At 62.9% G+C, this 15,237-nt stretch carries 13 protein-coding genes; 10 read left to right on the top strand and 3 right to left on the bottom strand.

The window, feature by feature from the left end:
- Positions 1 to 42: 42 nt before the first annotated feature.
- The 3 genes from AB1792_02270 to AB1792_02260 form a co-directional block, all read right to left on the bottom strand.
- Positions 43 to 255, bottom strand: a complete 213-nt coding sequence (locus AB1792_02270; GenBank protein ID MEW5701043.1) for a hypothetical protein — start codon at positions 253 to 255, stop codon at positions 43 to 45.
- A 202-nt stretch (positions 256 to 457) separates the two neighbouring features.
- Positions 458 to 1,219, bottom strand: a complete 762-nt coding sequence (locus AB1792_02265; GenBank protein MEW5701042.1) for a dienelactone hydrolase family protein — start codon at positions 1,217 to 1,219, stop codon at positions 458 to 460.
- A gap of 106 nt (positions 1,220 to 1,325) precedes the next feature.
- Positions 1,326 to 2,489, bottom strand: a complete 1,164-nt coding sequence (locus AB1792_02260) for a hypothetical protein (GenBank protein MEW5701041.1) — start codon at positions 2,487 to 2,489, stop codon at positions 1,326 to 1,328.
- Positions 2,490 to 2,934: 445 nt separating this feature from the next.
- On the opposite strand from AB1792_02260, the gene AB1792_02255 reads away from it, so the two are divergent.
- The 10 genes from AB1792_02255 (at position 2,935) to infB (ending at position 15,199) form a co-directional block, all read left to right on the top strand.
- Entirely contained in the window at positions 2,935 to 4,299 is a 1,365-nt protein-coding gene (locus tag AB1792_02255) for a sigma-54 dependent transcriptional regulator (protein MEW5701040.1), read from the top strand.
- A gap of 250 nt (positions 4,300 to 4,549) precedes the next feature.
- Positions 4,550 to 5,422, top strand: coding sequence for a hypothetical protein (locus tag AB1792_02250; protein MEW5701039.1), 873 nt, complete (start codon positions 4,550 to 4,552; stop codon positions 5,420 to 5,422).
- A 62-nt stretch (positions 5,423 to 5,484) separates the two neighbouring features.
- On the top strand, positions 5,485 to 5,727 hold the full coding sequence (locus tag AB1792_02245; GenBank protein MEW5701038.1) for a hypothetical protein: 243 nt from the start codon (positions 5,485 to 5,487) through the stop codon (positions 5,725 to 5,727).
- Between the two features lie 11 nt (positions 5,728 to 5,738).
- Complete coding sequence (locus AB1792_02240; GenBank protein MEW5701037.1) at positions 5,739 to 7,136, top strand: DUF4384 domain-containing protein; 1,398 nt, start codon at positions 5,739 to 5,741, stop codon at positions 7,134 to 7,136.
- Between the two features lie 53 nt (positions 7,137 to 7,189).
- Positions 7,190 to 8,104 (top strand): CPBP family intramembrane glutamic endopeptidase, encoded by a 915-nt coding sequence (locus AB1792_02235; GenBank protein ID MEW5701036.1) that lies wholly within the window; start codon positions 7,190 to 7,192, stop codon positions 8,102 to 8,104.
- A 35-nt stretch (positions 8,105 to 8,139) separates the two neighbouring features.
- Entirely contained in the window at positions 8,140 to 8,592 is a 453-nt protein-coding gene (locus AB1792_02230; GenBank protein ID MEW5701035.1) for a hypothetical protein, read from the top strand.
- A 186-nt stretch (positions 8,593 to 8,778) separates the two neighbouring features.
- The gene (locus AB1792_02225) at positions 8,779 to 10,512 is read left to right on the top strand and encodes a proline--tRNA ligase (GenBank protein MEW5701034.1); all 1,734 of its coding nucleotides are present in this window, start codon (positions 8,779 to 8,781) and stop codon (positions 10,510 to 10,512) included.
- 137 nt (positions 10,513 to 10,649) lie between these two features.
- On the top strand, positions 10,650 to 11,105 hold the full coding sequence (rimP, locus tag AB1792_02220; GenBank protein MEW5701033.1) for a ribosome maturation factor RimP: 456 nt from the start codon (positions 10,650 to 10,652) through the stop codon (positions 11,103 to 11,105).
- A gap of 48 nt (positions 11,106 to 11,153) precedes the next feature.
- Complete coding sequence (nusA, locus tag AB1792_02215) at positions 11,154 to 12,560, top strand: transcription termination factor NusA (protein ID MEW5701032.1); 1,407 nt, start codon at positions 11,154 to 11,156, stop codon at positions 12,558 to 12,560.
- Positions 12,561 to 12,622: 62 nt separating this feature from the next.
- Positions 12,623 to 15,199 (top strand): translation initiation factor IF-2, encoded by a 2,577-nt coding sequence (infB, locus tag AB1792_02210; protein MEW5701031.1) that lies wholly within the window; start codon positions 12,623 to 12,625, stop codon positions 15,197 to 15,199.
- Positions 15,200 to 15,237: the final 38 nt, after the last annotated feature.

The following is a 15,237-nucleotide window of genomic DNA, read 5'->3' as shown; positions in this document are numbered from 1 at the left end:
CGGATCGGCCCAAGTGGACTCTGCCAGAGTCCGACATGATCCTCACCCCGGCTGGAAGAAGTCGATCAACAGCGGCTTGTTGGCCGCCTTCGACATTGCGAACGCCGAATCGATGTTCTCCAGCCACATTTCATGGCCGTTGAACGATTGATACCATGGCGTCTTCTCATCCGCCGCCTGGGCCATCCCGGCGAACAGGGCGATGGCGACCAAGACGAGTGCCGCCACGATAATCGATCTTGGCTGTCTGTTCACTGCTGCTCCTTTCCTGCTGCACGGCTATTGCCAAACGTCATGAGATCGCCGACCGGAATGCGTCGACAGCCCTCACCCGCCCGCCAAAGGCGGGCGTCCTCTCCCGGAGGGAGAGGGTAACGGCAACCTCTCCCTCCGGGAGAGGTCGCCTGGACCAACGGTCCAGGCGGGTGAGGGAGAAGCCACGCCAACCACGGCACCTTCACTTGAGAATCTCATCAAAGAAACCCCGCATCGCCTCCCAGGAACGGCGGTCGGCGGTCGCATTATACGCCGCGCCGCGGGATTTGTCATCTCCGGCGTCGGGATTGGTGAAGCTGTGCACCGCACCGCCGTAGATGACAACCTGCCAGTCGACACCGGCGGCGCGCATCTCACGTTCGAAGGCCGCCACCTGCTCCGCTGTGACATGGGGATCATCGCCGCCGTGGAGGACCAGGACCTTCCCCTTGATGTTGCGGGCCAGCGTGGAATCCGGTGTGTCGAGATTCCCATGGAAACTGACCACACCCGCCAGCGGCGCCCCGGAACGGGCCAGTTCAAGAACCGTTCCACCGCCAAAGCAGTACCCAATGGCGGCCACACGGAGCGAATCGACCAGTGGTTGATGCCGTAAGACTTCCAGCCCGGCACGGGCACGTGCACGCAAGAGCGGACGATCGCTGCGATACTTGCCCGCCTGCGCCGCCGCTTCCTCGGTGGTCTGCGGACGGACGCCCTTGCCGTAGATGTCCGCGCCGAAAGCGACATACCCCAACTGTGCCAGCTTCTCACAGCGCATCTTCACATATGGCCCCAGCCCGGTCCACTCATGCACAACGAGGATACCGGGCCGTTTCCCGGCCACCGAATCGTCATAGGCGAGATACCCGTCGAGGACGGTCTCGCCTTCTTTGTACTCGACCACTTGCGTCTTGACTGCAGCGAAGGCATTCGCACTGACCAGCAATGCCGCAAGCAGCATAAATGATCTTATCACCACGGCCTCCCTGCGCACCCCGGCGCCATGGCGGCAAGAATGATAACCGGACCGACTTTGTCAAGAATACTCCGACCGGAGGCGGGTATGGTCACGGTAGCGTGAAGCGCGATAGGAGCAGCGCGTACGTTATCGCTTCCCTGGGGCCCATGTGCAGCATCCACATGGAGTCGCCGTCCCAAGCGAGACCGCCGACACGCACCGGAAGCGGCAGAGAGTCGATGATTTCCCCCGTCAGGCGCAGCTTGTACAGGTCATACGCGGCGATGTACAGATGCTCTCCATCTGAGGCAATACCGCTGGAGTAGCCCAGACGCGGCGGCAGAGAGATTTCCCGGTCAAGTACGGCATACCCCGAATCCTGCGATTGCTGCAGGTTGATCCCCAATAGCCGCGGCGCGGGTGCCTGGACGATCCAGAGGTGACCGTCGGCCCAGGTCATGGCTGTCATAAGGGCGTCGTGATGCCGGGGCAGAGTGAACGCCGGCGTTAGGTTGCCCTCGCTGTCCATCCTCGAGAATACCATCGGTTGACTTCCGTCAACGACCCAAAGGTCACGGTCACTCCAGGCCATCGCGTCAAGGTGCCTGTCGGCCAGCAGGAAGCACCGCAGACGCACACCTGCCAAATCAGTGACCAAGACGGAATCGCCTCGAACCCGGTCAACGCCGTTCCAAGGGCGGAAGCACACCCAGATCGTTCTTCCATCGGATGCAATCGTTGCTGATGGCGCGGACTGATTGATCGTCAAGAACTCGTAGTTGTCGTGGTACCGAACGACACGGATGACCGGTCGCCCGAGACGGTCACCCTTGAGCCGAACCGCACCCTGGGAGTCAATGAAGGCCTGCACCGGCCTGGGATCCAGCACGGACAGGAGCCACGAATACCTGGATATGACGTCAGGACAATACCCGGGATACATTCGCCGTGAGACCGTGAACCACCCGTGTACGTCCTGTCTCCAGATGAACGCGTCACTGCCACATCCGTCGGGAGCCTCATAGACGAGTTGCATATCGTCAGGGCGGATGTCGGTCAGCACCGACCTCGGGATGTCGATTACATACTCAACCGGCCCGAAGATGATTGTATCCTTCCACCTGAATCCATCGGAAATGGCCGCGATAGGATTCTCCATCACGCTCATCGCCGGCAGCTTGGTCACCGGCGGCGGCTCCAAGGGGCATTCCTCGGCGCAGCCGAGGCAGAGAATGGCGACTGTGCCCAGAGAAAGACGACGGATCCTGTTCATTGCCACCTCCGCTCCCGCCACGGCGCTGCCAGCAGCCAGGCGCAAGATGCAGTCCTGAATCCACTACCGTTCAGGCATTGTTGTATTCCCGCGTCCATTAGGACCATTGAACGCTCCGCCCCTCACCCCGGCCCTCTCCCGGAGGGAGAGGGGGAAAGTTAACCTCTCCCTCCGGGAGAGGTCGATCCGCCGCAGGCGGATCGGGTGAGGGATTCTCCCTGGATCAAAGACAGAAACGGGGGATTGTCATGCTGAGCGAAGCGAAGCATCTGCTGTTCTCTCCAAGAAGGGGAAAGCAGACCCTTCGCTTCGCTCAGGGTGACAGGGACTCGTGGTAACGGCGATTCCGAGTCGTAAAGCGACATGTGGTCATGCGGCGCAGGAACCCGGTTGACCCATCCCCGCCGTTTCGTACTTTGCCGCCGGAGGAAGTGAGGAAGAAGATATGCCCAAGCTGCGTGTCCTGGTCGTCGATGATGAAAAAGCCCAGCGCGAACTGGTCGGCGGGGCTTTGCGCAAGAAGGGGTATGCGATTACTGAGGCCGGTTCGGCCGATGAGGCGATCGCCGCCGCCGAGCGGACGTTCTATGAGATCGCGTTGCTCGACATCCGTATGCCGGGGCGCTCCGGTCTCGAATTGCTCGGCGAATTGAAGACCACCAATCCCGACCTGCAGGCAATCATGATTTCCGCCCATGCCGACTTCGACAGCGGCATGGAAGCGATGAAGAAGGGGGCCTTCCACTTTCTCAAGAAGCCGGTCGATTTGCCGGAGTTATTCAAAGTCATTGAAGAGGCAGGCGAGCGGCATTGGCTGTTGGCCGAGAACCGCTATCTGCGCGAGAAGCTCGACGAGCCGTACACCGCCGAAAGCCCGGTGATGGTATCGACCGCGTTGCGTGAGGTTTTTTCGACCGTGGCGCGTGTCGCCGACTCCGATGCCACCGTGCTGATCCGCGGCGAATCAGGCACCGGGAAGGAGTTGGTGGCGCGGGCGCTGCATCGGGCGTCGCACCGGGCGCAGAGGAACTTCATCGCTGTGAATTGTGCCGCGCTGCCGGAGACGCTCTTGGAAGCGGAGTTGTTCGGCGCGGAGCGCGGCGCTTACACCGGCGCGGTGGCGCGGCGTCTCGGACGCTTCGAGCTGGCCTCCAGCGGAACGCTCTTTCTCGATGAAATCGGCGATGTCCCCGCCTCGATCCAGGCCAAGCTCTTGCGCGTCCTCGAACAGAAGACCTTCGAGCGCCTGGGAGGCACGGAGACGATTTCCTCGGATTGCCGCATTGTTGCCGCGACGCACCAGAACCTGGAAGAGATGGTGCAGGGTGGGCGCTTCCGCGACGACCTGTATTACCGCCTCAACGTCATCCAGATCGCCATCCCGCCGTTGCGCGACCGGATGGAAGACATCCTGCCTCTCGTAAAATCATTCATCGACCGGCAGAATGTCGGCCGCAAACATCCGATCACGGGAATCACACCCGAAGCCAAGGATGCTCTCCTGTCGTACCGTTGGCCGGGCAATGCGCGCGAGTTGCTCAATGCCGTCGAACGCGCCTGTGTCTTGGCGCGGGGCGATGTGCTCGAACTGAAGGACCTGCCGCTCCACATCCAGCGGTCAACGCCATCGTCTGATACCTCCGTAGTCACGGAGACGCCAACACTGCCACTGGCCGAGGTCGAGCGGCGTCACATCCTCCGCGCCCTCGAATTCCACCAATGGGCAATCGCCCAGACCGCCGAGTCGCTCGGGATCCACCGCAACACGCTGCGGTTGAAGATGAAGGAGTATGGCTTGGAGCGAACGTGAAGAGGCGCTTCCTGAACGACTGAGCGGGGCGGTCGCTTCGATTTCCCGATACGCCGCATGCCTAGGATGTGCCTGCCCGAAAACGGTGCATCTTCCGAAGCGAGTGCACCGAGCCGCACCGCCGACCCGCTAAAGTACAACGATATCGACAGCTCGCATCACGCTGAACCCCAATAGGATAGCGCATGTGCCTGGCGCTGGCACGGCCGTTGCTTTCACGGCCGTCGGATGGAATCTATTGGAGGTTGACATGAGAACGAAAAGCAAGGTGGTATTACTGGCTGCGTTGCTCGCCGTGGGGTTGCTGACAGGATGCGAGAGGACCAAGACCGTGTATGTCTCACCCGAGGACCGGACGCCACCATCGGTGCCGCGCGGCGTGTATTCTGTCACCGGCGATGGGATGGTCTCCATCTTCTGGTATGGCGGCACCGAGGACGATCTGGCCGGTTATCACGTTTGGCGCGCCAACACACCGGACGGTCTGTACACGGCAATCGAGCGCATCGACCTCGACCCACGTAAGCCGGGCGACCCGCCGATCGACTGGCAGTACGACGACACCTACAAGATCGTGAATGGACAGACCTACTACTATGCCGTCAGCGCCTTCGACTTCGACGGCAACGAGAGTGAACTGTCCTACGAGGACGTCTTCGACACGCCGCGCCCGGCCGGGACCAATGTGTTGCTTGACGCTGACCGGACCTCCATCGCGGCCTTCTCCTTCGAAGCGGAGTCGCCGGTCTCGCCCGGCGATGATCGTGGCGACATCGCGCTCGTCTATGACTCTGAGCAGGACATCCTCTACATCGAAGCGATCCATGATGACACCTACCTGCAGGACTTTGGATTCACCGAATCGCTGGACGACGTCGACTGGGCGCCCCAGGACGGCTACTCGGCGCTGCACCGGGCCGAAGTGATCCGCGGCCACTCGTATGTGGTCGAGGTCTTCCGTAGTCCCGGCTCGGAGTTGGCCAACTACGCAAAGTTCCGCGTGACCAGCGTCGGCACGACCTGGATGCGGATCGACTGGGCATACCAGATCGACCCCGGCAATCCCGAACTGAAGCGGGCGGTCCGGCACTCGGACTCCACGGCGGTGGACGCCGGACGGTGAAGCGGTCGCATGACGATGTGCCTGGAGAGAATGGGATTCGAGGTCAGAAGGAGGGGCAAGCGATGAAGGACACAACGATCAGGAGACTGGCGCTGGCGACGGTGATCGCGCTCGCCATGGGAAGCGCCGGATGCGCTTTGATCATCACGTCGGATGCGGCGCACCGCAGCCGGTACGACGACTACGACTGTGAGGACTGTCACACCACGGTGGTGATTGTGGACTACAAGTCCGCGCCCGATTCCAGCGTCACGGTGGTGTCGGATTCGACGGTCGTCGCGCGGGAGTGTACGGCTACACGATAGGAGAGTGGGTCATGAAGGCACAGCCGATCATCCGAATGGCCGCCGGTGTGGGCACACTGATGCTCATGGTGGGGACGGCAACGGCTCAGAAGGGACCGGCGGAGAAGATCCAGATCGTCCCGGTTCCGAACGAGGACCTGCAAGTCTGGATCTGGCCCGATCGCGGCGAGGGAGCAACCTACCGCGAGGGCGACCCGATTGCGTTCTATGTCGAGGCCACGCGCGATTGCTTCCTGATCCTCTATGACATCGACACGCGCGGTCGGCTTCAGATGTTGTTTCCCGCCGATCCGTGGGACGACAACTTCATCACCGCCGGGGAATCGATCCGCTTCCCGCGTCCCCAGGACGGTTACGATTGGCGCGTCGATGGTCCGGCGGGGACCGAGTACGTGCAGGCGATTGCCTCCGAGTTTCCGATCCCGCTCCCCGATTGGCCGGTCTATCTGCGTTCCGTCAACGGCGGCGACGGTGTTTGCGCCGACCCCGAATTGCGCGACTTCCGCTGCGGTGACGACCGACTGGGGTACATGGACATCGTCAATCACAAGATCGCCGGGCGCTATTGGGATTGGTGTGCCGCCGACCTGGCCACCTTCGAGGTCCGGCCGCGCCGTATCCATCACGTCTCGGTCGTCTGGGACCCGTGGCCGGATGTGTTCTACGGCCAGATCTACATCGGCTGGCCTATTGGCGGACGGATCTACATCGACGGCATCTACATCGGCATCGCGCCGTTGTGGATCCCCCGCCACCACTATGGCCGGCACGTGATCACCTGCTATTCCGGTTCACGGCTGGTGCGTCGGCATCGCATCGAGTTCCGCCCCAAGCGTGAGTACCGTGGGCCCATCGGGTCAGATGGCGGGTATGAGCGCGCCCGCGGCAATCACACCAAGGTCGCCCGGCGCGGGACACCTCCCTCGGTCATCATTGAGCGGGATCGCAGCCATGGACTCCAAACTGGAACAGTGACACGAGAGCGACGCGACCAGCGCCAAATTACCAGGGAGCCGGTCCATGTCGGGCGTGAGAAAGCCGAACGCCGATCGAGCGTGCCACCGGGACGCGACCTGATGATTCGAACCGGAGATGTTCGCCAGGAGAGAAATCGCGACGCCGAGGTCAAGAGGAATGACCCACCGCCCTCCGCCAAGGGAGCATTCAAGGAGAAGCGGCAAGGGTGGTGGGGATCTGTAACCCAAGCGGTCAAGGGCGCCGCGCGCGATCTGGCCGCCTCAGCCGGGGCGGCGGATCGGGATCGGCATGCCACATCACGCGGCGCGGCAGTGAAGAACGCACACGCCAAAGGCGACGCGAAACCGGGGAACATCACCAAGACGAAATCCCGCCCGGAGACACGCTCCACCGACAAAGGCGAAAAACCGAAACGACGGGAACGTGACTGAACAACAAGAGCCAGTAACGGTTCAGCGTACCATGCGCCAAGGGAGAGAACGCGATGACGGGCCACATTTTCAAGTTGAAATTGGCAGTCGGCGTCGGCAAGGTCCTTGCCTTTGTCATCGCGACATATGCCTTGCTGCAGTTGGTCGTGTTCACCGGCCTCGGTACCGTGTCCGCGCGGTACTGGTCCCGGTATGATGGACGTGGGTTGAATGAGCCCTGGTTCCTTGCCTCCAGCATCGGAAGTCTCGCCGTCGTACTGCTGGTCTGCTTCGGGTTCCTTCGGTACGTCGAGAAGCGGGGCTGGTCCCATGTGGGACTCCATCGCCGGCGTGCCTTGAGGCTCTTCGGCGCGGGGACCCTGGTGTCCACCGTCGCCGTCGGCCTGATCGTCGCCATCGCGATCGGCGCCGGTGCCGTCACGCTGACGGGGACCTCCGCATCGCTGACACGAGGAGTGCTGTACCTGCTCTTGATGTTGATCGGCGGTCTGTGCCTGGTCGTGCAGGAAGAAATCATCTTTCGTGGCTATGTTCTCCGGACCCTGGACATGTATGGGAATGCGCCGGTTGCTGTGGTGGGGACCGCATTGCTGTTCGGGCTCGCCCACCTGACGAGGGCCCACGTGTCCGTGCTGGGAATTCTGAACATCTCCCTCATGGGAGGGTTCTTGGCGCTCGTCTGCCTGAAGGCGAAGAGTCTATGGCCGACGATCGGTCTTCATTTCGGCTGGAATGCGTTGTTGTACATCTTTGACTTCCCCGTGAGCGGTGCGCGACACCCGAACTTCCTGCTTGACCTGCAAGCGGAGCGGCCCAATTTGCTGACGGGATCAGCATTCGGACCCGAGGATTCATTGCTGGTCACTGGATTGATGATGGCGCTCCTGGCCGCAGCGTTGGTGTGGCACCCAACAGATCGACTGAAGGGTCCGGCTGTCGACATCCGGCCAGGCACCGTATTGCAGTAGACGGCAGACAGGCCGCCCATTGCGGGCGACGGATCATGAAGAGAACTTCCACAATAGTCTCTGTGATGCTGCTGGCGACCTTCACCCCGCTGTCGGCGTACGGCATCGAGGTCAGAGCCAAGGCCGCCTCCAAACCGGTCGCCGACTCGAGTGGGACCATCCCACAGGGCGGGGTCGTTCCGGGCCCGCAGGACACTGGGAGACAGGCAGGGAGTGCCTCGACACCGGAGGGGATGGCGAAGCCCACGGAGGAAGCTTCTCGCGAGCGCTCCTCCAAAAACACCCTGCTTGAGCGGCTCAAACGGACGGTGCGCGAGGCCCAAAAGAAGGAAACCCAACCGCAGTACGACCATTTGATCGATGACAACAACGACGGTGTCGACGATAGAATCGAGAAACCGCCGACCACCAAGTCGACGGCCAAGAAACCAGCCACCACCAAGCGCAAGCCTCGCACCGACTCGACCCGCAAGACGCCGCCGAAGTAGAGGCGGCGCGGCATTCATCCCCACAAACACCCCAACGCAATGCGTGCCCGCGATCTCGGATCGCGGCGCTCTCCCGGGGAACATGTTTGCCCTTTTGCCGTGTATGGAGTTGCGGTATACTGATAGCTTGCGGCGCGCCGGTACATCGGGGCGGCGCGGCACATTGGGATACATGGGGAACGCATCATGCGCATGAGCCGGATCTTCATACCGACATTGCGGGAGGATCCCGCCGAGGCCGAGTTGGTCAGTCACCGACTCCTGGTGCGGGCGGGGTACATCCGCAAACTGACCGCCGGTGTCTACATCTACCTGCCGTTGATGCAACGGGTCCTCGCCCGGATTTCACAGATTGTGCGCGAGGAGATGGACGCCGCCGGGGCCTTCGAGATCACGATGCCGGTCCTCGCGCCCGCGGAGCTGTGGCAGAAGACCGGGCGCTACGACGACGTTGGCCCGGAGCTGATGCGCATGACCGACCGCCACGAGCGGCCGATGGTCCTGGGCGGCACCCACGAGGAAGTGGTGACCAACCTCGTCGCCGGTGAGTTGCGCTCCTACAAGAAACTCCCGCTCAATCTCTATCAGATTCAAGTCAAATTCCGCGATGAGATCCGTCCCCGCTTCGGGCTGATGCGCGGGCGCGAGTTCATCATGAAGGACGCCTATTCGTTCGACGTCGACGAAGAGGGACTGGGGGTTTCCTATCAGAAGATGGTCGACGCCTACCACGCCGCCTTCCGGCGTTGCGGACTCGACATCGTGATGATCGAATCCGACACCGGCGCGATGGGCGGCAAGTCGGCGCACGAGTTTGTCGTCATCGTCGACACCGAAGGCGGCGAAGTCATCGTGCTGTCGTGCCCGGCGTGCGGGTATGCCGCCAATCGGGAACGCGCCGAGTCGCTGCCATTATTGCGCCACGCCGATCACAATGGTCCGCCGCGGCCGCGTCATGTGGTCGACACACCCAATGCCCGGACCATCGAAGAGGTGACCGCCTTTCTCAAGGTGCGCCCCCACCGGCTGGTCAAGACGCTGTTGTATCGCGCCGGTGATCGCTATGTGGCGGCGCTGATCCGCGGCGACCGTCAGATCAATGAGACGAAGTTGGCCAAGGCGACCGGAACCCCGATCGTGGAAATGCTCGACGGCCCCACCGTGGAACGGCTGACCGGCTGTCCGGTCGGGTTCGCCGGGCCGGTCGGGCTCGACTCGGGCATTCTCGTGATCGCCGATGATGAGATCACCGACATGGTGAACTTTATCGTCGGCGCCAATCAGGCCGACCGCCATCTCGTCGACGTCAACCGCAGCGACTTCCGCATCGACCGGACGGCGACCATCCGCGCCGCCGAAGCGGGCGAGCATTGCCCGCGTTGCCACCAGGGACGCCTGATCGAGCGCCGCGGGATCGAAGTCGGCAACACGTTCAAGCTGGGGACCAAGTACTCGTCAGCCCTGTCGGCGCTCTACACCGACGATGCCGGCGATGAACATCCGATGATCATGGGCTCATACGGGATCGGGATCACACGGACGGCGCAGGCCGCCGTGGAGCGATATCACGACGACAAGGGAATCATCTGGCCGGCGCCGATCGCCCCCGCTGACTGCCATCTGATCTGTGCCAACTCCGATGATCCCGCGCTGGTCAAGGCCGCGGAGGATCTCTATCGCGACCTCGTGACGGCGGGATTGGCCGTCCTGTACGACGATCGGGAGGAACGCGCCGGTGTGAAATTCGCCGATGCCGACCTGATCGGCATTCCGTGGCGGATCACGGTCGGCAAGCGTGGCGTGTCGCGTGGAGCGTGGGAAATCAAACGGCGTGACAGTGAGGCGGTCGAGGATGTCCCGTACGCGTCACTCACCGAACGGATGGTGGCGGAGGTCGCCAAGGGGCACAAGGCCCATTGAGATGGGAATGGAGGAGGGGCTAAAGCGCCAGTTTTCCCCTTGCGCGACGGGTTAAGCGAATATATACTAAGCGGTTTGCGGTGCGGATCCCGGACGACAGCGAGGTGGACGAAAGGGAGCGGGTCCCACCGGAGGGAATGGTGTTGACCGGTCAGGCGGAGCATTCTCTTGTGGCGCGTCTGGAAGCGCTCGTCTTGCCGGTGCTGGGCCGATACGGTGTGGAGTTGGTTGAGCTGATGTACCACCCCGGACGTCACCAGACGATACGCCTCCTTGTCGACAAGGCCGGGGGCGTGACTATCGACGACTGCACCGCCGTGTCGCGACGGCTGTCGGCCGATCTGGATGCTGCCGATTTCGTGCCGGGGCGGTACACCTTGGAAGTCTCATCGCCGGGGCTGGATCGGCCCCTGCGCACTGAGGCGGATTTCCGTCGCAAGGCGGGACAGGAAGTGGCTCTGCGGTACACCGATCCGGAGGGAAAACGCCGTACGGCGACTGGAACGATCGACGCTGTTGATGAGTCCGGCGTGACCGTCGGCGGCAGGGACTACGCGTGGGACCACGTGGTAGAGGGAAAGCTGGTGATCTGACACCGGGCGAGAACGCCGCACCGGCGGCGGGACGGACGAAGGACGACAATGCCGATTGATTTTGATGTCATGGAGGTGGTCCACCAGATCACCAAGTCCAAGAACCTTGATCAGGAGTACGTGCTCGAGACGATCAAGGAAGGGCTGATGATGGCGGCCAAGAAGAAGTTTGGCGACGCCGACAACATCCGCGTCCACATCGACCGCCGCGAGGGCGAAATCTACATGGTCGCCATCAAGACCGTCGTCGCCTTCGTCCAGGACAACCAGCACGAGATTTCCCTGGTCGACGCGCAGGAGATCGACGAGGAAACGGAGATCGGCGACGAGATGGAAATCGAGCTCCCCTTCGAGGAGTTCGGGCGCAATGCCATCGCCGCCACCAAGCAGATTCTCGTCCAGCGCATCCGTGAGCGCGAGCGCGAGCAGGTTTACGCCGAGTACAAGGACCGCGTCGGCGAGGTGGTCACCGGCATCGTGCAGCACATCGACAAGGGGACGATCATCTGCAATCTGTCCGGCGCCGAGGCCGTGGTGCCCCATAAGGAGCAGATTCCCCGCGAACGCTTCCGCCAGGGGGATCGGATTCGCGCCTATATCGCCGATGTGCAGCCCAACATGAAGGGGCCGCAAATCGTGTTGTCGCGTGCGCACCCGGGGCTCTTGATCCGGCTCTTCGAGCTGGAGGTCCCGGAGATCTTCGAAAAGATCGTCGAGATTCGCGCCGTGGCGCGTGAGCCCGGCGAGCGCTCCAAGGTGGCGGTCATCTCCATCGATGACCGCGTCGATCCGGTCGGCGCCTGCGTCGGCGTCAAGGGCGTACGTGTGCAATCGATCGTCCGCGAATTGGCCAATGAACGGATCGACATCGTGCAATGGGATTCCGATCCCGAGGTCTTCGTCGCCCGCGCTCTGGCCCCGGCCCGCGTCGTGCAGGTCAAGACGGCGCCCGATGCCAAGGAGATGACGGTGATCGTCGACGATGAGAAACTGTCGCTGGCAATCGGACGCAACGGGCAGAACGCCCGCTTGGCGGCCAAACTGACCGGATGGAAGATCACGATCCGCTCCGAATCGCAGTACCTGGCGCAGCGCTCCCGCGCCCTCGACACGGTCACCTCGTTGGAGGAACTGCCGGGTATCGGTGAGGTCACGAAGGGACGCCTGGAAGCCAGCGGGATCGACTCGATCGAGACATTGGCGACAAAGACCCCCGAGGACCTGCTGACCGTGGAGGGAATCGGCCCCAAGACCGCCGCCAAACTGGTGGAGGGGGCGCAGGAATTCGTGGCGCAGCAGGTCGGTTACACGATTTCCGTGCCGACACCGTCGCGGCGTCCCAGCCGGGGCGATGAGTTGTTCCATGAAACGTTGGGTGCGGATCCTCCCGAAGAAGAGGACGAAGGGGAGGAGACCGACGAGGACGAGGCAGGCAAGCCCAAAGGCGGACGATAGGCCTCAAACCCGATTGACCGGAAAGAAATCCGGTACTGGACTCGATAGGAATCGGAACGCGCATGGCGAGCAAACGGCTCTACGAGGTCGCACGGGATCACAATTTGTCCAGCGACGCCCTGATGGCGATGGTCAATCGCCTCGGCTTCGACGTGCGCAGCCACATGAGCGTCGCTTCCGATGAACTCTTGGAGGCCATTGAGTCCGAGTTTGCGAAGCAAAAGGACGCGTTGAAAGCCGAGATCGCTCTGCGCGAACGCAAGACGCGGGAGCGCAAGGCCAAGGCGCGTGAGTCCGCGGAACTGGAGGCCCAAAAAGCCGCTGCCGAGAAGGCACAAAAGGAAGAGGAAGAGCGTCGAGTCCGCGAGGCGGCGGAAGCGGACGCCAAGGCCGCGGCCGCGGCCGCAGCCAAAGCGGCCGCTGAGGCAGCTGCGAAGGCAGCAGCGGCAGCGGCCGCCGCAAGAGTCAAGCCGGCACCGCCCAAGCCGACAGCGCCACCGCCTCCGACTCCGAGCCCAGCCGCTCCGCGTCCCAAGAAAGTGACTCCGCCGGCAGCAGCGCCTCGACAGTCCTTCGTCCCGCCTGTAGTCCTACCGGGAGCCCGGCCGCGACCACGACCCGGTGCTGCCGCCATTGCGGGAAGACCGGCGGGAGCCGTAGTCCCGGCATCAGCAAGGAGTGGTCCCGCACCCGGTCGCGGGCCCGCGATCTCCGGGGCCGATGCCGCCAGGCGTCGGCGCCGTCGCGGACCCAAGAAGAGGGGTTCGCGGGTCGATCAACAGGAAGTCGCCGCCAGCTTCCGCCGGACGATTGCCGAGCTCGGCACACGCGCCAAGACGCGCAAGCGTCAACACCGCGACGAGGGGGGAACGGACTTCGTCGAACCGACTCGGACCATCGAGGTCAATGAGTTCATGTCGGTGGCTGAACTCGCACAGAAGATGAGTGTCAGTCCCACCGAAGTCGTGGCCAAGTGCCTCGAACTGGGGATGCTGGCCACCATGAACCAACGCCTCGATCTCGATACCATTGAAACGGTCGCCCTGGAATTTGACTACAGTATCAAGCAGGTCGAGGAAATCGGCGAGGAGACCCTCGCCGAGGACGTTGAGGATGAGCGTCCCACGGTGCCGCGTCCGCCGGTGGTCACGATTATGGGGCACGTCGACCACGGCAAGACGTCCCTGCTCGACTTCATCCGGACCTCCAATGTCGTGGCGGGGGAGAAGGGCGGCATCACCCAACATATCGGCGCCTATTCCGTGGAGACGCCGCGCGGCCGTTTGACGTTTTTGGACACACCCGGCCACGAGGCGTTCACGGCCATGCGGGCGCGTGGTGCGCAAGCGACCGACATCGTCATTCTCGTCGTCGCCGTGGATGATGCCGTGATGCCACAGACCATCGAGGCCATCGACCACGCTCAGGCCGCCGGTGTCCCGATCGTCGTCGCCGTCAACAAGATGGACCTGCCCGGCGCCGACCCGGAACGCGTCAAGAGCCAATTGGCGGATCGCGGCCTGATCCCCGAGGAGTGGGGCGGCTCGACGATCGTCGTGCCCGTCTCGGCGCGCACGGGTACGGGAGTCGATCGACTGTTGGAGATGGTCCTCCTGCAGGCAGAGTTGCTCGAGTTGAAAGGGCAGCCCGAACGACGTGCGCGTGGCGTCGTCATCGAGGCCGAGCTCGACAAGGGTCGCGGACCGGTCGCCACGATCCTCGTCCAGAACGGGACCCTGCACGTGGGCGACTTCTTCATCACCGGCCCGCATCACGGGCGGGTTCGCAACATGGTCGACGAGCGCGGCCGTCCGGTGATGATGGCCGGACCGTCGTCGCCGGTTCAGGTGACCGGTTCCACCGCAGTGCCGCAGGCGGGGGACACATTCGCCGTCTGTGTCGAGGAGCAACAAGCCCGTCAGATCTCGCAGATGCGCGAGCGGGTGCGACGCGAGCAATCGTACCACCGGCTGGCCAAGGCGAGTCTGTCCACTCTCTATGACCGCATCAAGGAAGGCGCGGTCAAAGACCTGAAGGTCATCATCAAGGGCGACGTCGACGGCTCCGTGGAGGTGTTGGCCGACACGCTCGCGAAGATCAAGTCCGAGGAGATTCAAGTCAATGTCATCCACCGCGGCGTGGGGGCGATCAGCGAGTCCGACGTGCTCCTCGCGGCGGCCTCGGATGCGGTGGTGATCGGTTTCCACGTGCGCCCTGACGCCCGCGCCCGGGAACTGGCGGGACGCGAAGGTGTCGACATCCGCTTCTATGACATCATCTATGAGGCGGAGGCCGACATCCGCTCGGCGCTCGAAGGAATGCTCTCACCGGTCGTGGTCGAAGAGCGGACCGGCGAAGCGAAGGTCAAGAATACCTTCAAGATCTCCAAGGTCGGCGTCGTCGCCGGGTGTGAAGTGACCGAGGGCGTGGCGCGTCCCCGCGATCAGTTGCGCGTCGTGCGTGACGGCATCACCGTGTACACGGGCGTGCTGCAGACGGTTCGCCGCTTCAGCGATGACGTCAAGGAAGTGGGCGCGGGACTGGAGTGCGGCATCAAAATCGAGAACTACAACGATATCAAGGTTGGCGATGTCTTCGAGCTCTACCGTGTCACGGAGCATGAGCGCAAGCTGGCGTAAGCGGGGATGCGGACGCCGCACCGGGGGCAGACACTCTC

This window comes from Candidatus Zixiibacteriota bacterium, assembly GCA_040752595.1.
Taxonomy (GTDB): Bacteria; Zixibacteria; MSB-5A5; order WJJR01; family WJJR01; genus JACQFV01.
Note: the sequence above shows the minus strand (reverse complement) of the source record. Positions and strands in the feature narration are given on the sequence as shown.

What these genes read in the sequence shown, in the direction of transcription:
- infB (MEW5701031.1), top strand. Translation starts at nt 12,623, where the DNA reads ATGGCGAGCAAACGGCTCTACGAGGTCGCACGGGATCACAATTTGTCC.
- AB1792_02230 (MEW5701035.1), top strand. Translation starts at nt 8,140, where the DNA reads ATGAAGAGAACTTCCACAATAGTCTCTGTGATGCTGCTGGCGACCTTC.
- rimP (MEW5701033.1), top strand. Translation starts at nt 10,650, where the DNA reads ATGGTGTTGACCGGTCAGGCGGAGCATTCTCTTGTGGCGCGTCTGGAA.
- AB1792_02245 (MEW5701038.1), top strand. Translation starts at nt 5,485, where the DNA reads ATGAAGGACACAACGATCAGGAGACTGGCGCTGGCGACGGTGATCGCG.
- AB1792_02265 (MEW5701042.1), bottom strand. Translation starts at nt 1,219, where the DNA reads ATGCTGCTTGCGGCATTGCTGGTCAGTGCGAATGCCTTCGCTGCAGTC.
- nusA (MEW5701032.1), top strand. Translation starts at nt 11,154, where the DNA reads ATGCCGATTGATTTTGATGTCATGGAGGTGGTCCACCAGATCACCAAG.
- AB1792_02240 (MEW5701037.1), top strand. Translation starts at nt 5,739, where the DNA reads ATGAAGGCACAGCCGATCATCCGAATGGCCGCCGGTGTGGGCACACTG.
- AB1792_02235 (MEW5701036.1), top strand. Translation starts at nt 7,190, where the DNA reads ATGACGGGCCACATTTTCAAGTTGAAATTGGCAGTCGGCGTCGGCAAG.
- AB1792_02250 (MEW5701039.1), top strand. Translation starts at nt 4,550, where the DNA reads ATGAGAACGAAAAGCAAGGTGGTATTACTGGCTGCGTTGCTCGCCGTG.
- AB1792_02225 (MEW5701034.1), top strand. Translation starts at nt 8,779, where the DNA reads ATGCGCATGAGCCGGATCTTCATACCGACATTGCGGGAGGATCCCGCC.
- AB1792_02255 (MEW5701040.1), top strand. Translation starts at nt 2,935, where the DNA reads ATGCCCAAGCTGCGTGTCCTGGTCGTCGATGATGAAAAAGCCCAGCGC.
- AB1792_02260 (MEW5701041.1), bottom strand. Translation starts at nt 2,489, where the DNA reads ATGAACAGGATCCGTCGTCTTTCTCTGGGCACAGTCGCCATTCTCTGC.